Raw genomic sequence first — 23,284 nt, 5'->3', positions numbered from 1 at the left:
CGCTCTGCACACCCTTTGGGGTCTTAACCTGTCAAATATCTCGACACTTTATTTGGTGATCGCGCTTCAAATGTCCATTTGGTGAATTGGATACCGTTCTTGGCTGTTAGCTGGTGTTACTCTTTATTTCGAATTGTTACACGGCTGCCGTTATCGTTGCGGCCAGACACCACAGGACAGCTATGTTCGGCAAACAAAAATCACAATTGTGCCGGATTATTGCTCCAAGGACGTTGGAGCGTTGGATATCCGGATTGCTCGCTGTATTCATGGCGGCCAGTGCTCACGCTGCATCTCCCGATACTCAGATGGCGCAGCTTACCGATACGGTTGCGCGTCATACGGCTGGCGTACGGGCGATCGAGCAGCAGCTTTTGCCCCATACAGATACTCGTGTAACGGTGGCGTTTGCGATTTCCACGCCGACAGCTTTGGCTGTCGACTCTTTGGAGATCTATCTCGACGAGCAGTTGGTGGCATCCCGTCGCTACGCAGAAAATGATCGAGAAGACTTAGCACAGGGGCAAACACTGCCGCTGTATCAAGGAAACCTGTCCAGCGGCACTCACCACTTGAAAACGGTTGTGAATGCTCGCGTTGATAATAATCGATTCGTGCGTCGTGAGTTTGTCCATTCTTTCGTTAAGCAATCCGTCATAAATCACCTGAAGATCACCCTGCACGCCAAAGCGCCTGACTTTGAGCCCGACGCGCTGTTTACTGAGAGAGCAGGGGATCCTGCTTCGCCTCCATCCCGCGAATCCGCTCATTCAGCTCAGCAAGGCGATGCCAAACATGTCTTCCGGGAACGTCGGGAACAAGAAATGTTTGAGCTGGCTGAACAGGAACGAATCAAAGGCAGAACAGATGCGGCCGGTCGCTATCTCGCAAAAATGGATGAGGGGTATTGGGCGGCAATGGGTTACCTCAATCTTGCCAACGATTTTGCCCGAGACGACTTGAACTCTACGAGGGCGCTTGTATCTCTAAGAGTAGCAATGGCCATGGCGGCCAAAGATCACAAACAGGCACGCGGTAATAACCTCCTTGACCAGTTGCATCTTCGCGCCGGTTACCTCGCCCTAAAAAGTGACGAACACGATAAGGCCATTAATTTACTCGAAAAAGTAAGGCTTGATAGCTACTACGCGCCCCAGGCCTTGTACCTTCATGGGCTCGCGCTGGCAAACAAAGGCAATCACCGGGCTGCCATGCAGAGTTGGCATCGCGCCAAGAAGTTTCCATTGGCGTTTCCCGGTGTAACAGATGCCTGGATTGGTATGGGGCGGGGCTACGATATGGCGGGGTACCCGGGGCAGGCCGGAGAATCCTGGTTGGCAGCGAACGCGGCCTACCAGGGCGAGCGAGTGACGTTGAAGGAATTGGCCCAGCGAATTAAACAACACGGGGCTTATAAGGCTCTGGTCGAGGATGCCCGAAACACAGGCCCGGAATGGTTTCTGGCGGATAGCCGAACGTTAACTCAGCCCCGGATGGCGTATTTATTGACGTTTCTTGAGGCGCCAAACGCACAGGACGCTGTCAGAACAGTTGCACTGCTCGATGAGATGACATCGCAGCTCAACCGCAACGCTCATGATCTATCCGTGTTTGTTGTCGCGTTAACCGACTTGCTGAACTCCGGGAACACGGCCTCTTCCTTAAAAGTCATGCTTTCGGAGTCAAAACATTTAAAGCAACGAATCCATGGATTGCTTGCTCAGGTAAAGGCGGAGAGAGCACGCGCCGAGCAAACTCTCGATCGGCTGGCTTTAGATTTTGTTGAAAACCAATATCAGTTGATGGGGCATGCTCTCGATAAAACGGAACAGCAGATTGCGCACCTCTACGAATACCTTGCTCTTGAGACACTAGGGGAGGGCGAGCAATGAAACTGCCTTTCGTTTCCAAGCGGCTTCTGCCCTTGATAGTGGTGGCTTCATTGGGGCATAGCGACGTGTCCGCACAGGAATCGTTTCGAGTAGAGCTGGGAAAAGACGGTGAAACCCTGCGCGACATGCGGCCGGTGTTTCTAACCTTTGAAGCCCGGCCGTTGCCCGCCATTTCTCCCGCGGAAGTAGCGCGACGGTACCAGAAGCTGTTTGAAGATTCCGATGAACCCGAGGTGCGGATCGACGCGCTGAATCGCTTGAATAACATTCGAGACCGTTCGGGCCAGGATGTTGGGTTCTCACAAGCCCAAGAAGCTGAAATTTACCGAGACGTATTAGGCAGTTACGAAAGCATTCTGTCGCGCGGTTCGTTTTCGGGACGTTTAGACGAATTGCTTTATCAAATGGCCAAAGCACATTCCCTGACTGGCCAGCACCAGGAATCCATCCAGCGATTGCGGCAACTGGTAGGGCTGTACCCGAAGTCGGTGTTGGTTCCCGAAGCACGTTTCCGCATCGCCGAGGCCGAGTTTTCTGCCGGTCGGTACCGTGAGTCGGAACGTGGGTATCAGGCATTGGTATCGGCAGAGCCGGATTCAGAGCTGGCCACCAAGGCCAGCTACATGATGGGGTGGAGTCAGTTTAAACAAGGTGGCTCAGCTTGGGAAAGGGCGGCAAACACGTTCATGGATGTGCTAGACCAGCAGCTACCTGGTATCCACCAAAACCAACAACCGCTCTCGTCCAGTCTGGACATGATCGAAGACAGCTTTCGGGTACTAGCATTGATGGCTTCCCGAATGAATGATCATCAAACCCTGGAACGCTGGCTGGCGGGCCGAAGCCAGTCACAGTGGTTTTACCTGTTGTACGATCGGCTGGCCGACTTGCATGCTATTGAAGGCCGTTATGATCAGGCCGTCGCAGTGAATAACGCTTTTGTACGGGCGCATTCTGAACATGAATCAAAACCCGATTTTCTCGTTCAGAACGTCGAGTTCTGGAAGATTGCAGGCGAACCCGAGCCAGTTCGGGAAGCCAAAGCCGAGTTTGTGGCGCAGTATTTAGCTGACGAGCGCTACCGGAATCTGACGGACCACCATCGAAAGCGCTGGCAGACCTATGGACGGTCGTTGGCTGATTACTATTACGCCACCGGCTCAACCCATCAAGCGGCCGAATATTACGAAATGCTGGCCCCGCGTTCGGTGGCGGAAGGTGAGCTAATGCATCTCGCCGGTGATGCCAGGTTGCTCGCAGAACAGGATGCACAAGCCTTAGCGAATTTCCGGCGTGCAGCCTACGGTGCAGACTATTCGCAAGCCGAAGAAGCAGGTTGGGCTGCGATCACGTTGCTCAGAAACGCGCTCCCACCTCAAAGTCAGAGCCCGAAAACCACTGACGCTCAGAAAGCGTTAACGGCGCTAAGCTCGGAGGAGCAACGTTATTCGAACGCCTTCGGAGCCGCTGATCGAGTGTCCGCATTACGTGCCGACTTAGCGAACCGTTGGTATGCCCATGGCGACTATGAAAATGCTCTGGGCTATGCCAGGAAAACACTTGATTGGGCGTCGCCAAGCGCGGAACAACAGTACGCCGCGTGGCTGGTCATCGCCCGCGTACAGCAGCAAAAGCGTGAGTTTGGCTTGGCCGAGCGAGCGTGGCGCCAAGCGTTAGCGCTTGCTGAAACGGAAAGCCAGTTAACCGTTCCATCGCATGAGCAAAACGACATTCGCGAACAGATGGCTGTAGCGATATATAAACAGGGCGAGCAAGCCGCATCGACGGGTAACTCGACCTTGGCTGTTGCACATTTCAAGCGGGTGATAAACGTGGTGCCGGGGTCAGAATTGACGATTAAATCCCGTTTTGATGCGGCCAACACCTTATTGAAGGCTTCGGAATGGCTTGCCGCAATCAACGAGTTGAAACAGTTCCGGTCGGACTATCCGAAGCACTCCTTAACGGATCAAGTGAGCGAGAAGCTGGTACTTTCCTATCGGCAGTCCGAGCAGCCATTAAAAGCTGCCAACGAATTGCTTGCCTCTGCATCCCAGTTGGCGGACCCGTGGCCCCACCGATTGCGGGCCGCAGCTATCTATCACGATGCCGATCAAATTGAACGCCGTAATGGGCTCTATCGCGAGTGGCTTTCCGTTGCGCCAGCTGCCGCGAGCGCCAGTGAGCATGTGCTGCAGCAAACCATGCGGTACCGGTTGATCGAGTCCGGCGCGAGCGATTCTGCAACCTTGCAGGCGTTAGTGGCCAAGGAATCTCATAGCCAGTGGCACTCGGATGAAACCCTCGCGTGGGCCGCAGATGCGGCTTTACAGCTTGGTGCCCGCGCCGCTGATGACTTTGCGGCCATTGGGCTGGTTCACCCTCTGGAAGAAACCTTGGTTCGCAAACAGGCAGCCCTGGAGCGTGCACAAAATCACCTGCTGGATGCCGAGTCATTTGCCGGTAAAGCCGTGGCAACCGAGATGCTGTTCAGGCGGGCCGAACTCTATCGCGTACTGGCAGTCGACTTGATGGAATCTGAGGTGCCTACGGAGCTCAATGAGCTGGAAACCATGCAATACCAGATGTTGCTTGAGGAAGAAGCCTATCCGTTGGAAGAACGGGCCCTAGAACTGCACTCGCGGAATCATCAAAAAATTAAGGAACAAGGTTACGACAAGTGGATTGGACAAAGTCTGAAGGCGCTGGCCGCCATGCACCCGGGCCGGTATAGCCGGAATTTGCGCTGGATGACTTGGGCTGCGAAGGAGAACGATGGTGCTTGATGGTACATGGAAAGCAGGCCTCGGCCTTCTGGTAGCGGTTGTGACGGTGATATCGGGATGTGCGGCAACCAGTAACGGGTCTGGTTCGGAAATGCTTATACCGCCATCACAACTCGCGTATTCACCCGAGCAGGCGGAGGTTTTGGCTCGTGAAGGCAGGCAAGCTTATGAGCGGGGCGACGTACAAGCCGCCATCCAATCCTGGCAGGGTGCGGTGTCGTTTAACCCGGCCGATGCTGCCACCGTCAACAATCTTGCTTTGGTTTTAAAAGACGAAAACCGATTCGCTGAGGCTGTGAAACTATTGGAAAAGGGCGTAGATGCGTCTCCGGAAACGGCCGAATTGCATTACAACCTGGCGGTTATCTCCGAGCTCTATCTGCTCCAACTTGAGAAAGCGTTGGCCCACTACAAGCGCTATCAGCAGCTGGCCAGCGCTGAAGATACAGCGGTTGCCGGCTGGATCGTTGATCTGGAACGGAGGCTTCGATGATGCGTTTGTGGGTAAACATTGGCTGTTTTCTTACTCTTGCCTTGGCGATTGGTGTGCCCGTAACCGCGCAATCAGAAACGTCCGCTGAGCCAGCTCCGAAGCCGCCTTTGAGCGTTGCGGGAATATCCGCGAGTTCGGGCGAGGATGACCCGCGCATTCTTTACATCTTGCCATGGCAAGGTCCCAGCTTGCCCAGAAGGCCAAGGGCTGAGTTGAACCAGGAATTACCCGAACTCACCCAACCGGTAACCGCAACCGCCGTGGAAAACCACCGGCTGTTTCGTGAAACCCTGAACCCACTGGTATTGGAGCCAACAGGCGTTGCTCCAAACCGGGATAAACCGTGATTCAGCAGTAACAACGGAGAACAACATCATGCTCGACACTCTTATCCGATTCTTCCAGGACGGTGGTCCTTTCATGTACCCGATTGCGGTCGTTTTGGCGATTGGGTTAGCGATCACTTTGGAACGATTCGTTTACCTGGGTTCGGTTCGCCGCCGCAATCGCATGGCGTTCGAACGCGGCATTCTGCCGGCATTACAAAAGCGGGATTATTCTCGCGCAATGAAGGCAGCAAGCAGCTCGGACAGCGCTATTGCCTCTGTGCTCGGTGCAGGTATTGCACGCTTGTTGAATAACAGTCGCCGTGAAGAGATCGAGTACGCCATGGAAGAAGGCTTGATGGAAGTGCTTCCGAGGCTGGAAAAACGAACCCAGTATCTAGCGACTTTGGCAAACGTTGCAACGTTGCTCGGCCTGCTTGGAACCATCATTGGGTTGATCGCCGCTTTTACGGCTGTGGCCGCAGCTGACCCGGCCCAGAAGGCGAGTCTGCTCTCTGAAAGTATATCCGTTGCTATGAACACCACAGCCTTCGGTTTGATCTCCGCCATCCCCTTACTGTTGTTCCATGCGCTGCTGCAAACCCGCACTAATGAAATCGTTGATAGCTTCGAAATGGCAGGCGTCAAACTCCTGAACATTGTGACTGAGCCTGAAGCTCATAACGCTGCGGCGTGACCCGTCAGGTTCTCAAACAAGTTTGAACAGGAGCAGGGCGATATGAGACGTCGACACCGCCGGTTAACCACCGAGGCGGAACTGGACATTACGGCCTTTATGAATCTGATGATCGTGCTGGTGCCAGTGTTGCTTTTGGGCATGGTGTTCAGCCAGGTTCGCATGATCGAACTTAACTTTCCGGGTATGGAAGCAGGCGACGTGCCCGCAGCAGAAGATTTGCGACTGGTTGTCACGGTCATCCCCACGGGCTTGGAAATCGCTGACAGCGAGCACGGTCTTATCGAAGTGTTGCCCATCTCCGGTGAGGCTCAAAATTACCATGGGCTGCGCAGCGTGCTGCAACAGATCAAGCGCCACGTTCCCGATAAAACCGATGTAATCCTGGAGGTTGGGCCTAGCGTTGATTATCAAACGTTGGTATCGGTGATGGATACGGTGCGCTCCTACCCTGCGGTTGTGGCAACCAGTGTGGTGGAGGCCGAACTGTTTCCGGATGTTTCACTGATGGATGCCGCCGAAAACCGTGTGTTGGCGCAAAGCCCTAATGCCGAAGACGGGGAGGGCGTATGAAAGCATCTCGCAGAGCCCGGATGCGCAAGCGCCATTACCGCCGAATGCACAAGGCCGGTGGTTTGAATCTGGTGTCTTTGATGGACATATTCACCATTCTCGTGTTCTTTCTGATGGTGAACTCGTCCGACGTCAAAGTGATGCAGAACAATGCCGATGTGCCTTTGCCGACTTCAACGGCGGAGCAGGAGGCAGTCGAAAACCTGACCGTACAGGTTGTTGGCCAATCGATACTCGTGCAGGGCCGCGAAGTGGCTACGCTTGACGGGATTGAAGCGACAGATACGCGAATAGACGGTTTGTCTGATGAGTTGGCTTACCGCAGAAGTCGATGGGATGCGGTGCCCGAACAAGGGCTGGAAATTACCATCATGGCCGCTAGAGATACCGATTACCGATTGTTGCGCAGAATTATGCAAACCTGTGTTGACGAGCAATTTCGCCAGGTCCGGCTCGCGGTGGAAGCGGAGGTCAGCAATGGTTGATCGCGTTAAACGTCACGCGAATACTCGCTTGTCGTGGAGTCGCGATCGCGCAGAAAACGCTCGCTTCGGTGTGATCATGGCGGTGGTGTTGGGTCTGTTCTTGGTACCGGCAGTGCTGATTCCTGGCCTGGATATTTCCGAGATTGATCGAGCTGAAGCGGAGCGGATACCGCCGCGGCTTGCCAAATTGGTTGCTCCGCCCCCTCCGGAGCCACCCAGACAGCCTGAGCCAGTCAAAGAACCCGAGCCAGAGCCTGAACCTGTGCCCGCGATAGCGCAAGAGAAGGTGATGCCGAAGCCGGCCCCTGAGCCTCAGCAACCCGACGTTGTCCCTGAGGTAATCAATCAGCCTACGCAAACTAAAGAACAGGCTCGTGAAACCGCATCTAAGTCCGGATTGTTCGCCATGAAAAATCGGCTGCAGGCTCTAACCAAAAACCAGCCGCAACACAGACGAAAACTTACGGCTAATGTGCCCGCTGCGGAAGCGACCGGTTTGTCAGCGGATTCGCCGAGCGCTGATGCGCTGGCCAACAGCGGTGGTGTCGAAACCCGTGAAGGTCCGGCCAGAGAAGTTGTGGTTGCAGGCCATCAGGTTGCGGATGTGAAAGCGCCCGAGGAAGTGGTTGTAGCGAAGGCCGAAAAAACGGCGCGCAAATCCTCTAAACAACGTGCTATGAGCAATATTCGTCAGGTTTTCGCTGCTCAGAAGAGTGTTCTGTACTCGCTTTATAAGAGAGAGCTCAGGAAAGATCCGACGCTTGAGGGTAAGGTTACCTTGGAGCTAACGATCGAGCCTAATGGCTCTGTATCCGCTTGCCGTGTGGTAGCGTCCGAATTGAGCAATCCGACATTGGAGCAGCGTATTGCCATGAGGGTGCAAATGTTTGATTTCGGGGCGGCTCAGGTGAGCACCCGGAAGGTTCAGTTTCCGATCGACTTCCTTCCGGGCTAAGTGCTTAGCCTTCGATGGTGATTTTCGGCAAGCGGGGTTTTTGCAGGGAGACTTTTTCAGTCGGTGCAATGACCTTGGCTTCCCCGACCACGACTTGGTCACCGTTTTGGTTACGAACATCACACGCCAGTGTGACGCGGTTTTTTGCGCCTTTTTCAGAGACGGTGAGTTTTACGGTAAGTGTGTCGTCTAGCTTTACCGGGCGTTTAAATGACAAGGTCTGATCCAAATAGATGGTGCCGGGACCAGGCATAACCGTCGCGAGTGCAGCAGAGATTAACGAACCACTCCACATGCCGTGTGCAATGCGTTCTTTAAACAGGGTGTCTGCCGCAAATTCTGAATCCAAATGCACTGGGTTTACGTCACCTGACACTGCAGCAAACAAAACCAGTTCGTCTTCGGTGAGGGTGCGGGTGAAGGTTGCGGAATCACCTTCATTCAGTTCGTTGTAGGTAATATTTTCAAGAATGTCCAAGGTGTCGCTCATAGTGACCTCTGGTGATAAAGGGCATGTGGATGGTGTAGGCGGATAGATTTTTGAAAGCTACCTCATCGTTACCAAAACTGCTATTCTCTCACCACTTTTAAGGATTGAGACTTTAGTCGGGTTGCTCTTTTGGCCCGATTACCACCAATCAGACAGGAGATGGTGATGGATTTTGAGCAGTTCTATCAAGATAAATACCCTGCGGGCATTCCCCGTGAGGTAGATCTCAGTAAGTACAAAAACATGGTAGATGTTTTTGAGCAGGCCGTTAAAAAATACGCAGATAAGCCTGCGTTCAGTGCGGTCGGCGTCACTCTGACGTACAAAGATCTTGATACTCAGAGTCGCAATTTCGCGGCTTGGCTGCAAAACAAAACCGACCTGAAACCTGGCGACCGTATTGCTGTTCAGATGCCAAACATCACTCAGTATCCGGTGGTTGTTTTTGGTGCAATGCGCGCCGGCTTGATTGTGGTGAACACCAACCCGCTTTACACCACGCGGGAAATGGAGCACCAGTTTAACGATTCCGGTGCTAAAGCGCTTGTGGTTCTTGCCAATATGGCTGAGAACGCTGAGAAAGTGCTTCCGCATACGGGCATTGAGCACGTTATCGTCACCGAAGTGGCTGATATGCATTCACCCATCAAGCGCAAGCTGATGAACGCGGTTGTGAAGCACGTTAAGAAGATGGTGCCTCCGTTCAATATAACGGGCTCCCATAAGCTGCCAGCGGTTCTTAGTGCGGGCGCGCGCGAGAAGTTCAGCCCTGTAGAAATCAAGCTGGACGATCTGGCCGTGCTGCAATACACCGGCGGCACAACCGGTGTGGCAAAAGGTGCCATGCTGACTCACGCCAATCTGGTTGCCAACCTGACTCAGGTTCGCCCGATGTTGGAAGATCAGGTTGCCGAAGGCGAAGAGGTGGTTATTGCTCCGCTGCCTCTGTACCACATTTATTCCTTCACGCTGAACTGCGGGATCATGCTGGAAGCCGGTGCTCACAACATCCTGATCCCGAACCCGCGTGATATCCCGGGCTTCGTAAAAGAACTTCAGAAGCAAAAATTCTCGGCTTTCATCGGCCTGAATACTTTGTTTGTCGCTCTGTGCAACAACGAAGATTTCCAGAAATTGGATTTCTCCGGTGTGAAGCTGACCGCCTCGGGTGGCATGGCTTTGACCAGCGACGCAGCGAAAATGTGGGAGCGTGTTACGGGCTGTGAAATCAGCGAAGGTTACGGTATGACGGAAACCTCGCCGGTGGTTACCTTTAACCCACGCAGCGCGATCAAACTGGGTACTATCGGTCTTCCGATCCCGTCTACCATCGTCAAAACCATTGATGATGAAGGCAACGAAACAGCGGTGGGTGAGCCCGGCGAACTGTGTGTGAAAGGTCCGCAGGTTATGCGTGGCTACTGGCAGCGCCCTGAAGATACCCGTCAGTCCTTTACAGAAGACGGTTTTATTCAGACCGGCGACATCGCATTGATTCAGGAAGACGGCTACATCCGCATTGTGGATCGTAAGAAAGACATGATTATTGTGTCTGGTTTCAACGTGTTCCCGAATGAAATCGAAGACGTGGTAACCAGTCACCCGAAAGTGGTTGAGTGTGCGGCGGTTGGTATTGAAGATGCCAAGAGCGGCGAAGCGGTTAAGGTTTACGTTGTCGCGACCAAAGAAGGCGTGTCGGCGAACGAGCTGAAAGAATTCTGCCGTGAGCGTTTGACCGCTTATAAAGTGCCCAAGCACTTTGAGTTTCGGGAAGAACTGCCGAAGAGTAACGTGGGCAAGATTCTTCGTCGTGAACTGCGAGATGAAGAGGCGAACGCGTAAACCGTCTGCCCTGCGGGGCTTCTCCCGCACCTAAAGACCCTGCCTCGGCAGGGTTTTTGTGTTTATACGGTGTGTCTTTCCGGCTAGACTGTGGCGCCTGATTACCCTGATTGAAACTTTGAGAGCCAATGGCAAGTAATGTCTGATTCGATTCCGAACAAAGCTTCCGCATCCAATGTGACCAACCTTAAACGCCAACTTGCTGATTGCAATCAGCAAGAAGCAGCTCGTATTGTCCGGCGTTTGGCCCGAAGCAAAGGCCTGCCCGATCAAAAAGATATGGTTGTGATGAGCGACTGGCTGGAGCAGGGCAAAGAAAAAGTTCGAAAGCGTCAGACGATGCACAAGTTAGCAACTTTCCCGGAAGGCTTACCCGTTAGCGACCGGGTTGACGACATCAGCAAAGCCATTGAGGCGCACCAAGTTGTCATTGTTGCCGGTGAAACTGGATCGGGAAAGACTACTCAGATTCCCAAAATTTGTTTAAACCTCGGTCGTGGCGTTCGTGGTTTGGTGGGGCATACACAACCTCGGCGCATTGCAGCGCGTAGCGTGTCGAGTCGGATCGCTGAGGAACTAGGTGAGCAGGTAGGCCAACGCGTGGGGTATCAGGTTCGATTTACCGACAACACCTCGGAGCAATCGCAAATAAAAGTGATGACCGACGGTATCTTGCTGGCGGAAGTGCAACATGATCGGTTTCTGGACCGCTACGATACGCTGATCATTGACGAAGCCCATGAACGAAGCCTGAATATTGATTTTCTGCTGGGTTACCTAAGGCAGCTTTTACCTAAACGCCCGGACCTGAAAGTAATTATCACCTCGGCAACCATTGAGGTGGAACGTTTCAGTGAGTTTTTCGACAAAGCCCCGGTTATAGAGGTGAGCGGCCGGACGTATCCCGTTGATGTTCGTTATCGGCCGTTGGTCGGTGATGAGGACGATAAGGACCAAGGCTGGACCGACGGCATTCTTTCTGCCATTGAGGAAATCGAGCAGCACGAGCGCTCGGAAAAAAAGCCCCCGGGTGATGTATTGGTATTCCTGCCGGGCGAGAGAGAAATCCGAGCCGTGAGCAAAGTGCTCCGGCACGCAGAGCTGCGTCATACCGAAGTGTTGCCGCTTTATTCCCGCTTGAGCAATCAAGAGCAGAATCGGGTGTTCCAATCGCATCGTGGGCGGCGAATTGTACTATCCACCAACGTGGCGGAAACCTCACTCACCGTGCCGGGCATTCGTTACGTTATCGATACCGGTGTCGCTCGAATCAGCCGGTACAGCGTACGCTCGAAAATTCAGAGATTGCCGATTGAGCCGATCTCCCAGGCCAGTGCAAACCAGCGAGCGGGGCGTTGTGGCCGGGTTGCGCCCGGCATTTGCTTCCGGTTGTACGACGAAGCTGATTTTATCAATCGGCCAGAATACACCGATCCGGAGATTCTGCGTACCAACCTGGCTTCCGTCATTTTGCAAATGGCCACCTCTGGCTTGGGCGAAATACGCCAATTTCCGTTTCTGGAATCGCCGGACCGCCGCCAGGTTAATGATGGCTACAAATTGCTTGAGGAGCTCAGTGCGGTTGATGACAAACGGCGGGTCACTAAGCTCGGGCGCACTATGTCTCGGCTTCCCTTGGATCCACGGTTGGCCAGAATGTTGGTCACCTCGGCAGACCATGGCAGCTTAGCAGAAGTTTTGATTGTGATTGCTGGTCTGAGTGTGCAAGACCCACGGGAAAGGCCCCAAGAAAAACAGCAGGCTGCGGATCAGGCCCATGCGCCGTTCAACGATAAAGAATCGGATTTCGCAACATTGCTGAATATCTGGAACTGGTTTGAAGAGCAGCGTCAGGAATTGTCACAGAATCAGCTCAAAAAACTGTGCCAGAAAAATTTCCTGAGCTGGATGCGCATGCGTGAGTGGCGGGATATACATCGGCAGCTCACGTTAATTTGCCGGGATCAGAAACTCACCATGAACCGGCAACCAGCAAACTACGACGCCATTCATAAGCCCATTTTGGCGGGCTTGTTGGGCCAGATCGCAGTGAAAGTGGAAAAACGTGAATATCTGGCGACCCGTAATCGCAAAGTCATGATCTTCCCAGGATCGAAAGTGGCCAAAGCCGGTCCCAAGTGGGTTGTAGCCGCCGAGATTGTTGAAACCAGCAAGGTGTTTGCTCGCATGGTGGCTGGTATTCAGCCTGAATGGGTGGAACCGTTGGCTGGGCACATTGTTAAACGCCACTTTTTTGAACCCCACTGGGAACAAAAGCGTGCGCAAGTGATGGGGTATGAGAAGGTTACTCTGTACGGGCTGGATGTGGTTCCGAAGCGCCGGATTCCTTACACGAAGGTAGACCCCGCCGAATGCCGGAATCTGTTTATCCGTCGGGCACTGGTAGAAGGAGAATTACGGTCAAAGGCGCCTTTTATCGCTCGAAACCGCCAGATGCTGGATACCGTCGAAAATCTTGAAAAGAAAACACGGCGTCGAGACTTGTTAGTGGATGACGAAGCGTTGGTGGCGTTTTACGACGAGCGCTTGCCGGACGATATCGTTAGCGGTCGGCATTTCGAAAATTGGTGGAAGAACTTGTCCGCCGAAGCACTGCGAAACATGGAGCTCACCGAAACCGATGTGCTGCAGCGGCCGGTCGATCAGTCCGCAGAAGCGCTTTATCCGGACTATCTGGAATGGGAGGGGGCCAAATACCCCTTGAGCTACGAGTTTGAGCCGACCAGTGAGCGGGATGGAGTGACCCTGAATGTGCCTTTGATGGCGCTGAAGCAAATCCCCGCTCGCCGTTTGGAATGGCTGGTGCCGGGTTTGTTACGAGAGAAATGCATTGCACTGGTGAAAGGCTTGCCTAAGTCCGTTCGTCGAAACTTCGTACCGGTGCCGGATTTTGTCGATGCCGCGCTTGAAAACATGCAAGCCAGCAATGAACCTTTAACCGTAAAGCTGGCCGATCAATTGCGGCGAATGACGGGCGTTCGAATAGACCCCGACGTCTGGCCAGAAGAAGAGTTGCCCCGGCATTTGCGGATGAACCTGAAAGTCACCGGTAATAAAGGCAAGGTGATGGCCGAAAGCCGAAGCGCGGATGACCTTCAGGCTAATCTGGGTGATCAGGCTGAAATGGCGTTGACCACCGCTGCGTCGGACGACACTGCGGGAGCCAAAGTGGTTGAGCACCCGGATTGGCAGTTTGGCACGTTGCCGGAACGTGTTCAGACTGAAAAGGGCGGCATGCAAGTGACCGTCTACCCGGCATTGGAAGATCTTGGAAAGCAGGTGAGGGCGATCCGTTGCCTTGATCCCTTGACGGCGGAAACAACCATGCGTCGGGGTGTTGCCCGATTAATCATCAACCGGTTTGGCAGCACCTTAACGGATCTCGAGCGTCGCCTGCCTAGGTTTAAGCAGTCTGCGTTAATGTTTGCGCCGGTGGGGCAAGCGAAAGCACTGCTGGATGATTTGTTGCTTTCGGCTGTGATGGAACACTTTCTGTCAGCGGAGGTGCCACGAAATTCCGATGGTTTTAATCGAGTGTTTGATCAGCATCGGGGCGATTTTATCCCAGCACTGGAATTGGCCGACGAACGCCTTCATGCAGCTATGACGGGATACCAAAAAGTAGCAAAGCAGTTAAAAGGCAAGATTAATCTGGCCTTGGCGAACAGCATGGCGGACATTAAATTTCAGCTTCAACATCTTGTTTACCCGGGATTTCTTGTTGAAACGCCTTCAGAATGGCTAGCCCGTTTCGGAATATACTTTCAGGCAGCGCTCATCCGCCTGGAAAAGATGCCGAGAGAAATGGGCAAAGAGCGGGAATTTCTGCACAGTATCGATGTGCTGTGGACTCGCTACGTGAAGAAGCAGGAGCAGCAAAAGCGCCTGAGTGTTTGCGATCCCGAGTTGAATCTGTATCGCTGGATGCTGGAAGAGTACCGAGTGTCGTTTTTTGCCCAGCAATTAGGCACGGCAATGACCGTGTCGGTTAAGCGTTTGGATAAACAATGGGCGTTAACCCGGGTTTGATGAAATGTGCGACCGTTGAAGGCCTAGTTACTGAACGATAGTCCAACGGGCAAATCCTCAGGACTGTGTTAGTATTTCTGGCAGAGCATTACCAAAAACTGTTTCTATAACCATGACGTGGGGTTATTGTGATTAAAGCCGTCATTAGCGGAACCGGCCTGTATACGCCGCCCGCCACCATCGAAAACGACGAACTGGTAGAAGCCTTCAACCAGTATGTGGATCTTTACAACACTGAGCATGCGGATGAGATAGCCCGCGGTGAACTGACGGCGCTGCAACCCTCGTCTTCTTCATTTATTGAAAAAGCGTCTGGCATTAAACGTCGGCACGTTATCGATCGTGAAGGTATCCTCGACCCCAAACGCATGACACCGCACATTCCCGAGCGGAGCAACAACGAGCCTTCCGTACAGTGTGACATGGCCGTAGTTGCATGTAATGAAGCCCTGGAGCAAGCCGGCAAGACCGTGGCAGATGTCGATGCCGTTATCGTGGCGTGCTCCAACCTGCAACGAGCCTATCCAGCGATTTCCATCGAAGTACAACAAGCCCTGGGTATTGATGGCTTCGCCTACGACATGAACGTGGCCTGCAGTTCGGCTACGTTTGGTCTTCAAGCAGCAGCAAACGCCGTTGAAAACGGAACAGCTCGTGCCGTTCTGGTTGTTAGCCCCGAAATTTGCTCCGGTCATTTGAACTTCGGCGATCGCGATAGCCACTTTATTTTCGGTGATGCTTGCACTGCGATGCTTGTTGAGCGTGAGGAAAATGTGGAGCCGGGGCAAGGTTTCGCGATCGTTGGCACCCGCTTGGTGACCAAATTCTCCAACAATATCCGGAATAACTTTGGTTTTTTGAATCGTGCGGATGAGTCCGGCGTGGGCAAACCAGACAAACTGTTTATTCAGCAGGGCCGGAAGGTGTTCAAAGAAGTGTCGCCGCTGGTTGCGTCTACGATCCAAGGTCATTTGGAGTCTTTGGAGTTGGGTCCTGACAATCTGGCCCGCATGTGGCTGCATCAGGCCAACCTTAATATGAATCAGTTGATTGCCCGTCGAGTGCTGGGCCGAGATGCCACGGTTGAAGAGGCTCCAGTGATTTTGGATGAGTACGCAAACACCAGCTCCGCCGGTTCAATCATTGCGTTCCATAAATTTAAAGGCGATCTGAAAGCCGGCGATTTGGGCGTTATTTGCTCCTTCGGCGCCGGCTATTCCATCGGCAGTGTGGTTGTGCGCCAACGCTGATTCCGTTTACTCCGCTGCCAGATCTCTCAGAGTGTCTGGCAGTAGGGTAGATTTTCTGGTGGTTTTATCGATCCAGACAATCTTTGCATATCCCTCCGCGTACACGCCCCCGGTGTCTGCATCTTTCAGCAAATGGTAGGTGTCCAGACTGGTATTTCCAGCTTTGCCAGCGTATGTTTCCACCACAACGGTGGCGGGGTGCGTTAATTCCTTCAGAAACGTGGCGCTGGTCTTTATAATAACGGGACCGGTAGGTTCGCCTGTGCCGCCAAGCTCAAGCTGCGCCAGCCAGACAATACGAGCCTCTTCAAAGAAGCGAAAGTAAACTGTGTTGTTGGCGTGACCGTATGCATCCATGTCGCCCCATCGCAGGGCCATGGCAAGGGAGCTGACGAGATTTCCCTGAACTGACATTTAATTTCCTCCGGATGACTGAGATAAAAAAAGAACACAACGCCGGTATTGTCGACTAATGGAATCAGATTAAACAACCCAAGAGACTGAAATGACTCAAACGACTACTCGGTATTGGATACTCGCAGCATTAATGCTGGTGCTCTTTGTCGTTACGGCCACTCCCCCTGCAGTCGCTCAGACCGTGCAGGAGCCTGCAGGTCAACGCGCGACAACTGTGAATCCGACGGATCCTTACGAAAGCTGGAACCGAAGTGTATTTTCGTTCAACGAAACGGTTGATGACTGGGTTCTTCGCCCCGTCGCGCAGACCTATCGTTCGGTTACTCCGGATATTGTGGACCGGGGTGTCACTAACGTTTTCAACAACCTTACAGAAATTCGTAACTTCAGTAACAGCCTGTTCCAGCTTAAGGGCGAATCTGCGGTTGTCGCATTCGGCCGGTTTACCTTCAATACAGTATTTGGGTTGGGGGGCATTTTTGATGTGGCCACGGCTTTTGATCTGCCGGAACGTCCGGAAGATTTTGGTCAAACCCTAGGGTATTGGGGCGTCGGCTCCGGCCCGTACCTGATGTTGCCGTTTCTCGGGCCATCAACCCCGCGGCATTTCTCGGGCTTGGCATCCGACAGGTTCATCTTGCCCTCAGCTTGGGAAGCGGTGGAAGAGCCTGACGTGTACTATCTTCGAGCGCTGCAAATTGTCGATAAGCGCGCGGACTTGATCCCGGCAGAAGGTCTTATTTCTGGGGATCGGTACACGTTCGTGAGAAATGCCTTCCTGCAGCGTCGTGAATTCCTGATTAACGATGGTAAGATCACAGCTGACCCCTTCGCCAATGACGACGAAGACGACCTGATGCTCGACGATTTCTGAGCAGCGCCGGGAGATCGATGTTGATTAAAGATCCGAGAATAAATCGATTCCGTAAGCAGCTGGCGGATGCTCAGAACTATGAGCAGTGGAAAGCGGCTGCGCTGGAGTTGGATTACCTCGAAGGCAATGTGGAGTGGAAGGAAGACTTCGCCTCGGATCTGTATCACTACGAGCTGATCTACGACAGGCTTTGCAATCTTAAGCAGTATCGTCAACAAAACGATTTCGAACGTTTGAAGCGAGCCCTGCGTGAGGGGCTTCATCACGACTTAGGCAACATGGGCAATCCGGCGCTTTACACTCGCTCTCGGGTAGGCACCAAGCACTTGGTTGAAGAGTACATCACGCAAGTTTGTGAGTCGTTAGCTTACCTGTGCGACCACCCTGTGCCGAATTTCTCGGTGCACGATAAACTTCAGTTCTTCCGGGATACCTTAACCAGCTTTGGCCGGCCGGCGCTATTGCTCAGTGGCGGCGCGGGGCTGGGCATGTTTCATTTCGGTGTAATCAAGGCTTTGTGGGAGAAGGGCCTGCTGCCACAGGTGATCGCCGGGTCGAGTGTAGGGGCCATCATTGCTGGGATTCTGGGCGTGCATTCGGATGCCGAAATACCGGAAATGTTGGTGCCCGAAAACCACAATCTCAAAGCTTGGAAATGGCGCGGTTTATTCAGCGCGATTCGTGGCGATGGGTTGATGGATCAGAACACGCTGAAGCAGTGTCTTCGTGACAATATCGGCGAATATACCTTTGAAGAGGCCTACCAGCGCACAGGGCGAAGTGTAAATATTAGCGTGTCGCCGGTACAAACCCATCAGAAAGCTCGGTTGTTAAGTGGCTATACCTCGCCTTATCTGATGATGTGGAGTGCCGCGCTGGCAAGCGCAGCTGTGCCCGGGGTGTTTCCGCCGGTTACATTGATGAAGAAAGATCTCAATGGAAACACTTTGCCGTATATGCCGCGTTTGAAGTTCGTAGACGGTTCGGTGGTCAGTGACCTTCCTGTTGACCGGCTTATGCATCTGTACGACGTGAATTTTACCATCGTGAGTCAAACCAACCCCCATGTTATTCCATTTCTGAACGCCAAGGGGCAGGATGAGAAGCTGTCGCTGCTGAATTTGCCCTCGCATTTGTTAAAGGCAGAAGTGGCGTTTCACGGCCAGGGTGTATTTGATTTCTTGCGCAAACGGGTTAAGCCAGAGCTTTTGCGGCAAGTATCCGGTCAAATGTATACGATTATGGCGCAGCGTTATTCCGGTGACGTGACCATAGCGCCGAATTATTCTCTTCGCCATTACCGTCATATTTTGTCTAGCCCGACTCCCGAATACGTGCGGGAAATGATTCTTCAGGGTGAAAGGGCTACTTGGCCGAAGATCTCTATGATTCGCTCTCACGCACGCATATCAAAAACGCTGGAACGCTGCGTGCGACGCCTGAAATATCAAAGCCGTCGCGCTGCAGAACTTAAGTTGGTCAGCAGCAGCAGCGACTCGGCAAGGCACTAGAAACCATGTACTACGATTTTTTCGGTTTTCGAGAGCCGCCATTTTCAATTGCCCCGGACCCGCGATACCTGTACCTGAGTGATCGCCACAAAGAAGCGCTTGCACACTTGATGTATGGCGTACAGGGGCAGGGCGGATTCATTGTGATCACCGGCGAAGTGGGCACCGGTAAAACCACGGTGTGCCGCTGCTTTCTTGATAACGCTCCTGAACACGTTGATATTGCCCTGATCCTCAACCCACGGCTTTCCGCACAGGAGTTGCTGTCAGCCGTTTGTGATGAGCTCGAAATTGCTCATGCTACCGACGCGAGTATCAAGGTGTTGGTCGACGCCATCAATGCCGATTTGTTGAAAGCCCACGCTGCTGGCCGACACAAAGTTCTTATTATTGATGAGGCGCAAAACTTATCTACGGATGTACTTGAACAGCTTCGCCTGTTAACCAACCTGGAAACCGCTGAAAAGAAATTGCTGCAGATTGTTCTGCTGGGACAGCCAGAATTACAGGGGATTCTGGCGCTGCCGGAGTTGCGCCAACTTAATCAAAGAGTCACCGCGCGCTACCACTTGGATGCAATTGATAAGGCAGAACTGCCTGCTTATTTGCAGTATCGGGTGAGCGTGGCCGGGCTAAGAGGCGAATTGTTCACTCCTGCTGCGATTCGTAAACTGTACAGCGCCAGCCAAGGTATTCCTCGTCTGATTAATCTGATTAGTGATCGTGCCTTGTTGGGCGCATACGCGGAAGGCGATCACCAGATTACCGCATTACATATAAAGCGAGCAGCCAAGGAAGTCAGTGGTGGCCTGAAGCAAAAAAACGGCAAACCCACCCGGTTTGGCGACCATGTCAGTCATTTGTGGTTGGTGGTTGCGTCGGCTCTGATCGCGATTATGGGCACACTTTGGGTGCTGGAACTCCCACAATATCAAGATCTCGCAGAGAGCGAAGACGGGCAATCGGTGTCGGGTGTTATAGAGCGGGTTGTGGCCGCTACTACGGAAGCTGAGGAGAACTTCTTCGAGGTGCAAATACCAAACGAGCCAGCCCGTTTCGAAGAGAACGAGTTTGTCCCGAAGCAGCATGGGCTTTCTAAACAAGATGCTTATGTTGAACTCTTCGATTTGTGGGGGAAAATTTATCACCCCGAAGTTGCGCCGTACCCGTGCCAGCACGCCCAAAACCTTGGTTTGGATTGCTTACAGCGTGAAGGGACACGCCGGACATTGGAGTTCCTTGACCGCCCTGCGATTCTGAGTTTGCGCGTAGCGCCGGGGCAGGAGGTCCAGGTTGTTTTGCAGGCACTACAGGGTAACAAAGCAATATTAAAGACCGCAGAGGGGCCGGTTACCGTACCATTCCAACAAATCGAACCGTATTGGTTTGGCGAGTTCCGTGTTCTTTGGCAAGCGCCGGACTTTAAGCGGGGCGACGGCATCTACAGCGACAAACAAGGCCAAGCCCTGTGGATTAGCTCAAGAATGATGGAGCTTGCGGCTCGATACGGGGGCAATGAGCAAGAAGCTGATCGCATCAAACGATTAGCAGTGCCTGATCAGGTGCGCTGGTATCAAGAGTTGCGTGGGTTAACAGTGGACGGTATTCCCGGTGCCATGACGGTTATCCAGATTCATAACGATCTGGGGGTTGATGTGCCGCGATTAGTAGCCGATCCGGCGGCGGGACGTAGCTAAGTTATGTCATACATACTCGAAGCCCTAAAGAAATCCGAAGCAGAACGCCGTCAGGGTAAGGCGCCAGATCTCGGCCAACAGGTTCAGATGATTTATCGCCCCAAGAAAAAGCCGGTATCGGCGGTAGTTTGGGTGGTCTTGGCGTTAACTATCAATGCTGGTGTTTTAGCGTATGCATTTTGGCCTTCAAGACAACTTCCGGAGCAAGCGACAACTCCCGCGCCCGCGGAAGAAAAAGTTACCGAAGCCTCTTCGGTCGAGCCAGAACAGACGGTGAAGCCCGCGGTTTCGCCTAAGCCAGCGTCCGACTATCAGGTTCCAGTTGCGCCTGTTGAAGCGTCGCAAGCGGTAGCGGAATCCGGTGTGACTGAGCCTCAGTTCGAACAACCCACTATTATCGTGCCCAGTCAGCCGCAGCCGCGAAGGGCGCCGGTCCCCGTACAATCACGGCCCCAAGGGCGGGTGCCGCATCTGGTAGAATTACCACTTTCGTTCCAAAAGAGTGTTCCTGATTTGACCTTCAATAGCCATATCTATTCCTCAGACCCTTCAGCTAGCCGAGTGATGATCAACAACCGATATTTGCGAACGGGCCAAAGCCTGGGCTCGCTGCTGGTTGAAAACATCACCGAAGACGGCGTGGTGCTGAGTAAAAATGGTCTGCGGTTTCGGGTGGGAATCGTGCGTGATTGGGTGAGCCCGCGATAATGGCGCTAACCGACGACGTAAAACAGGACATTCAACAGGCGTATCGAGATGTATTAGCGGGTAAGGGCGTCCGAGCCCGCTATGGCCAGCGCCTGATGATCGCCGAAATTGCCCGTTACATGGGCGAGATCACCGAGAACGATGGCCAGCGAACATCGCCTGCATCAGCGTGTGTGGTTGAAGCCGGTACTGGTACGGGTAAAACGCTGGCCTATCTGATTTCTGCGATTCCAGTCGCCAAGGCCTTGGGAAAGACTCTGGTGATTTCCACGGCGACTGTGGCTCTGCAGGATCAGATTGTTCTGAAAGACCTGCCGGACTTACGCAAACACAGCAAACTGAAATTCAACTGGACCCTTGCTAAAGGTAGAGGTCGGTACTTGTGCATGTCACGCCTCGAAGCCCGTTTGCACGATGAAGGGCGCGGCGACAGCGACACCATGCCACTCTTTTTGTTGGATAACCCGGTTGGTGACGAGGCCAGTAGCCGAGCGACCTTTGAGAAGATGCTTGGCACCTACGGTTCACGGGAATGGGATGGCGACCGAGACCATTGGCCGGAGCAAATTCCTGACGATATCTGGCGACAAGTCACCACCGACCACCGCCAGTGCACCAATAGACATTGCGCCTACTTCGATAGTTGCGCTTTTTTCGAAGCTCGTAAAGATCTGGACGACGCCGATATTGTGGTGGCTAACCACGACCTGGTGCTGGCAGACCTAGCATTAGGGGGCGGGGCTATTCTTCCCGAGCCGGAAAACGCGTTGTTTATTTTTGACGAGGCGCACCACCTGCCGGATAAGGCACTGAACCATTTTGCGGCTTCCGTGCCTTTGAATTCGACACGTCAATGGTTGAAGCAATTGTCACAGGCTTTGGTGAAAATGCAGCCTTGGCTGCCGGGGGGCTCGCAGGCAACCAAGGCTGTTGAAAAAATCAGTTTGGCAGGGCGGGATCTCGATATTGCTTTGGCGAAAGTGTACGAAGAGGTCGAGCATAATACCGGCTGGGATTTCAACGAAGAGCGGCGAAGTGCTCAATGGCGGTACCCGGAGGGTGAGTTGCCCGATAGCTTGGCTGAATTGGCCGGCGAAACACGAATTGTCACAGCCGGCTTGTGCCGAAACCTCGGAGCTTTGGTTGAAGAGCTGCAAAGCGCGTTCGACGAACGTAAAGATCCCGAACTCGACCGTGATACGGCGGATTCTTGGTATCCGGTGATTGGCGCATTCCATAGCCGTGCCGAGGAGCAGCTGCGATTATGGGAAGCTTGGTCAGAAGGGACTGTTGCGGCAAAGCCGGATCAGGATGAAAGCGCCCAACCGGTTCCCCGTCGAGGACCACCTGCTGCACGCTGGTCGGTTCGTCAACGATGGGAGCACGCCGAAGACATTACGCTATTCAGTTCACCGGTGCTGGCGGACAACCTTTTGTATTCGCGCTTGTGGTCCCGAGTTTACGGTGCGGTGTTGACCAGTGCGACCTTAACCGCGCTGGGGCGGTTCGATCGCCTGCGCTCACGGGCAGGATTGCCGGAAGCCAGTCGATACATGGTGGTGCCGAGTTCTTTTAAATATAACGAGATGGCTACGGTCGAAGTGCCTGCCATTGAGGTCATGCCGACCGATGACGGGTTTGGTGATGCGTTGATCAAACGTCTACCGGACTTATGGGCAGGTGAGAAGGCCACGCTGGTACTGTTTACCTCTCGTCGGCAAATGCAGCAGGTTAGAGATGCGCTGGCACCGGAATATCCGGGGCTGATTCTGACTCAGGACGATATGGCCAAGAACGAAGTGCTTCGAACCCATTGCAGTCGAGTTGATGAAGGTAAAGCCAGTGTGCTGTTTGGGGTGGCAAGTTTTGCTGAAGGGATCGATTTGCCCGGAAAGTATCTGCATCACGTGGTGATTACCCGATTACCGTTCTCGGTTCCGGATGATCCCATTGAAGCCAGCTTAGCTGAGTGGGTGACTCACCGGGGTGGCAATCCCTTTATGGAAATTACGGTGCCGGATGCGTCTGTGAAGCTGGTGCAAGCCGTTGGGCGGCTTCTGAGAACTGAGGAAGACACCGGCCGAGTGACAATTCTTGATAGGCGTATTGTTGCCCGGCGTTATGGACAGTTGCTGTTGGATGCACTGCCTCCGTTCCGCCGATTAATTGAGCATTAACCCCGCATTTATGGTTCTCCAAAAAAAAGAGCCAGCCCGAAAGGGGTGGCTCTTGTAGAAA

Annotated in this window: 18 protein-coding genes; 16 read left to right on the top strand and 2 right to left on the bottom strand. The window is 53.3% G+C overall.

What is annotated here, in order from left to right; genetic code table 11:
- Positions 1 to 182 precede the first annotated feature (182 nt).
- From K5L82_RS05650 to K5L82_RS05615, 8 genes are read left to right on the top strand one after another with little or no spacing between them, the layout of a single operon-like run.
- Positions 183 to 1,892 carry a hypothetical protein gene (locus K5L82_RS05650; RefSeq protein ID WP_223133486.1) on the top strand — a complete coding sequence of 570 codons (1,710 nt, stop codon included), beginning with the start codon at positions 183 to 185 and terminating at the stop codon, positions 1,890 to 1,892.
- On the top strand, positions 1,889 to 4,678 hold the full coding sequence (locus K5L82_RS05645) for a tetratricopeptide repeat protein (protein ID WP_223133485.1): 2,790 nt from the start codon (positions 1,889 to 1,891) through the stop codon (positions 4,676 to 4,678). The genes K5L82_RS05650 and K5L82_RS05645 overlap by 4 nt, the downstream gene beginning before the upstream one ends.
- Positions 4,668 to 5,171, top strand: a complete 504-nt coding sequence (locus K5L82_RS05640) for a tetratricopeptide repeat protein (RefSeq protein ID WP_223133484.1) — start codon at positions 4,668 to 4,670, stop codon at positions 5,169 to 5,171. Before K5L82_RS05645 ends, K5L82_RS05640 begins: the two co-directional genes overlap by 11 nt.
- Positions 5,168 to 5,518 (top strand): hypothetical protein, encoded by a 351-nt coding sequence (locus K5L82_RS05635; RefSeq protein WP_262492527.1) that lies wholly within the window; start codon positions 5,168 to 5,170, stop codon positions 5,516 to 5,518. The genes K5L82_RS05640 and K5L82_RS05635 overlap by 4 nt, the downstream gene beginning before the upstream one ends.
- A gap of 28 nt (positions 5,519 to 5,546) precedes the next feature.
- Positions 5,547 to 6,194, top strand: coding sequence for a MotA/TolQ/ExbB proton channel family protein (locus K5L82_RS05630; protein ID WP_223133483.1), 648 nt, complete (start codon positions 5,547 to 5,549; stop codon positions 6,192 to 6,194).
- 42 nt (positions 6,195 to 6,236) lie between these two features.
- Positions 6,237 to 6,767 carry an ExbD/TolR family protein gene (locus tag K5L82_RS05625; RefSeq protein WP_223133482.1) on the top strand — a complete coding sequence of 177 codons (531 nt, stop codon included), beginning with the start codon at positions 6,237 to 6,239 and terminating at the stop codon, positions 6,765 to 6,767.
- Complete coding sequence (locus K5L82_RS05620) at positions 6,764 to 7,252, top strand: ExbD/TolR family protein (protein ID WP_133005674.1); 489 nt, start codon at positions 6,764 to 6,766, stop codon at positions 7,250 to 7,252. Before K5L82_RS05625 ends, K5L82_RS05620 begins: the two co-directional genes overlap by 4 nt.
- Positions 7,245 to 8,207 (top strand): AgmX/PglI C-terminal domain-containing protein, encoded by a 963-nt coding sequence (locus K5L82_RS05615; RefSeq protein ID WP_223133481.1) that lies wholly within the window; start codon positions 7,245 to 7,247, stop codon positions 8,205 to 8,207. Before K5L82_RS05620 ends, K5L82_RS05615 begins: the two co-directional genes overlap by 8 nt.
- A gap of 4 nt (positions 8,208 to 8,211) precedes the next feature.
- Here K5L82_RS05615 and K5L82_RS05610 read toward each other — a convergent pair whose 3' ends face one another.
- Positions 8,212 to 8,697, bottom strand: a complete 486-nt coding sequence (locus K5L82_RS05610) for a MaoC/PaaZ C-terminal domain-containing protein (protein WP_223133480.1) — start codon at positions 8,695 to 8,697, stop codon at positions 8,212 to 8,214.
- A 165-nt stretch (positions 8,698 to 8,862) separates the two neighbouring features.
- Here K5L82_RS05610 and K5L82_RS05605 point away from each other — a divergent pair, with 165 nt between their 5' ends.
- The 3 genes from K5L82_RS05605 to K5L82_RS05595 all read left to right on the top strand — a co-directional run bounded on the left by K5L82_RS05605 (position 8,863) and on the right by K5L82_RS05595 (position 15,839).
- Positions 8,863 to 10,539 carry an AMP-binding protein gene (locus K5L82_RS05605; RefSeq protein WP_223133479.1) on the top strand — a complete coding sequence of 559 codons (1,677 nt, stop codon included), beginning with the start codon at positions 8,863 to 8,865 and terminating at the stop codon, positions 10,537 to 10,539.
- Between the two features lie 138 nt (positions 10,540 to 10,677).
- Positions 10,678 to 14,589: an ATP-dependent RNA helicase HrpA gene (gene hrpA, locus K5L82_RS05600; RefSeq protein WP_223133478.1), complete on the top strand. Its 3,912-nt coding sequence runs from the start codon at positions 10,678 to 10,680 to the stop codon at positions 14,587 to 14,589.
- 128 nt (positions 14,590 to 14,717) lie between these two features.
- Positions 14,718 to 15,839 (top strand): beta-ketoacyl-ACP synthase III, encoded by a 1,122-nt coding sequence (locus tag K5L82_RS05595; RefSeq protein WP_133005669.1) that lies wholly within the window; start codon positions 14,718 to 14,720, stop codon positions 15,837 to 15,839.
- A 6-nt stretch (positions 15,840 to 15,845) separates the two neighbouring features.
- Here K5L82_RS05595 and K5L82_RS05590 read toward each other — a convergent pair whose 3' ends face one another.
- Positions 15,846 to 16,253 carry an acyl-CoA thioesterase gene (locus K5L82_RS05590; RefSeq protein ID WP_223133477.1) on the bottom strand — a complete coding sequence of 136 codons (408 nt, stop codon included), beginning with the start codon at positions 16,251 to 16,253 and terminating at the stop codon, positions 15,846 to 15,848.
- Between the two features lie 133 nt (positions 16,254 to 16,386).
- On the opposite strand from K5L82_RS05590, the gene K5L82_RS05585 reads away from it, so the two are divergent.
- From K5L82_RS05585 to dinG, 5 genes are read left to right on the top strand one after another with little or no spacing between them, the layout of a single operon-like run.
- The gene (locus K5L82_RS05585) at positions 16,387 to 17,130 is read left to right on the top strand and encodes a VacJ family lipoprotein (protein WP_228259091.1); all 744 of its coding nucleotides are present in this window, start codon (positions 16,387 to 16,389) and stop codon (positions 17,128 to 17,130) included.
- A gap of 17 nt (positions 17,131 to 17,147) precedes the next feature.
- On the top strand, positions 17,148 to 18,641 hold the full coding sequence (locus K5L82_RS05580) for a DUF3336 domain-containing protein (protein WP_262492526.1): 1,494 nt from the start codon (positions 17,148 to 17,150) through the stop codon (positions 18,639 to 18,641).
- Positions 18,642 to 18,646: 5 nt separating this feature from the next.
- The gene (locus K5L82_RS05575; protein ID WP_133005666.1) at positions 18,647 to 20,338 is read left to right on the top strand and encodes an ExeA family protein; all 1,692 of its coding nucleotides are present in this window, start codon (positions 18,647 to 18,649) and stop codon (positions 20,336 to 20,338) included.
- 3 nt (positions 20,339 to 20,341) lie between these two features.
- On the top strand, positions 20,342 to 21,046 hold the full coding sequence (locus K5L82_RS05570; RefSeq protein WP_223133476.1) for a general secretion pathway protein GspB: 705 nt from the start codon (positions 20,342 to 20,344) through the stop codon (positions 21,044 to 21,046).
- Entirely contained in the window at positions 21,046 to 23,223 is a 2,178-nt protein-coding gene (gene dinG / locus K5L82_RS05565; protein WP_223133475.1) for an ATP-dependent DNA helicase DinG, read from the top strand. The genes K5L82_RS05570 and dinG overlap by 1 nt, the downstream gene beginning before the upstream one ends.
- The last annotated feature ends 61 nt before the right edge of the window (positions 23,224 to 23,284 follow it).

The organism is Marinobacter sp. AL4B (assembly GCF_019916045.1).
Classification (GTDB): domain Bacteria; phylum Pseudomonadota; class Gammaproteobacteria; order Pseudomonadales; family Oleiphilaceae; genus Marinobacter.
The sequence above is the reverse complement of the archived record's forward strand: the minus strand, read 5'-3'. Positions and strand labels throughout refer to the sequence as shown.

Excerpts from the sequence above, each read along its gene's own strand:
- K5L82_RS05650 (WP_223133486.1), top strand. The coding sequence starts at position 183 with ATGTTCGGCAAACAAAAATCACAATTGTGCCGGATTATTGCTCCAAGG.
- K5L82_RS05645 (WP_223133485.1), top strand. The coding sequence starts at position 1,889 with ATGAAACTGCCTTTCGTTTCCAAGCGGCTTCTGCCCTTGATAGTGGTG.
- K5L82_RS05640 (WP_223133484.1), top strand. The coding sequence starts at position 4,668 with ATGGTGCTTGATGGTACATGGAAAGCAGGCCTCGGCCTTCTGGTAGCG.
- K5L82_RS05635 (WP_262492527.1), top strand. The coding sequence starts at position 5,168 with ATGATGCGTTTGTGGGTAAACATTGGCTGTTTTCTTACTCTTGCCTTG.
- K5L82_RS05630 (WP_223133483.1), top strand. The coding sequence starts at position 5,547 with ATGCTCGACACTCTTATCCGATTCTTCCAGGACGGTGGTCCTTTCATG.
- K5L82_RS05625 (WP_223133482.1), top strand. The coding sequence starts at position 6,237 with ATGAGACGTCGACACCGCCGGTTAACCACCGAGGCGGAACTGGACATT.
- K5L82_RS05620 (WP_133005674.1), top strand. The coding sequence starts at position 6,764 with ATGAAAGCATCTCGCAGAGCCCGGATGCGCAAGCGCCATTACCGCCGA.
- K5L82_RS05615 (WP_223133481.1), top strand. The coding sequence starts at position 7,245 with ATGGTTGATCGCGTTAAACGTCACGCGAATACTCGCTTGTCGTGGAGT.
- K5L82_RS05610 (WP_223133480.1), bottom strand. The coding sequence starts at position 8,697 with ATGAGCGACACCTTGGACATTCTTGAAAATATTACCTACAACGAACTG.
- K5L82_RS05605 (WP_223133479.1), top strand. The coding sequence starts at position 8,863 with ATGGATTTTGAGCAGTTCTATCAAGATAAATACCCTGCGGGCATTCCC.
- hrpA (WP_223133478.1), top strand. The coding sequence starts at position 10,678 with ATGTCTGATTCGATTCCGAACAAAGCTTCCGCATCCAATGTGACCAAC.
- K5L82_RS05590 (WP_223133477.1), bottom strand. The coding sequence starts at position 16,253 with ATGTCAGTTCAGGGAAATCTCGTCAGCTCCCTTGCCATGGCCCTGCGA.
- K5L82_RS05585 (WP_228259091.1), top strand. The coding sequence starts at position 16,387 with ATGCTGGTGCTCTTTGTCGTTACGGCCACTCCCCCTGCAGTCGCTCAG.
- K5L82_RS05580 (WP_262492526.1), top strand. The coding sequence starts at position 17,148 with ATGTTGATTAAAGATCCGAGAATAAATCGATTCCGTAAGCAGCTGGCG.
- K5L82_RS05575 (WP_133005666.1), top strand. The coding sequence starts at position 18,647 with ATGTACTACGATTTTTTCGGTTTTCGAGAGCCGCCATTTTCAATTGCC.
- K5L82_RS05570 (WP_223133476.1), top strand. The coding sequence starts at position 20,342 with ATGTCATACATACTCGAAGCCCTAAAGAAATCCGAAGCAGAACGCCGT.
- dinG (WP_223133475.1), top strand. The coding sequence starts at position 21,046 with ATGGCGCTAACCGACGACGTAAAACAGGACATTCAACAGGCGTATCGA.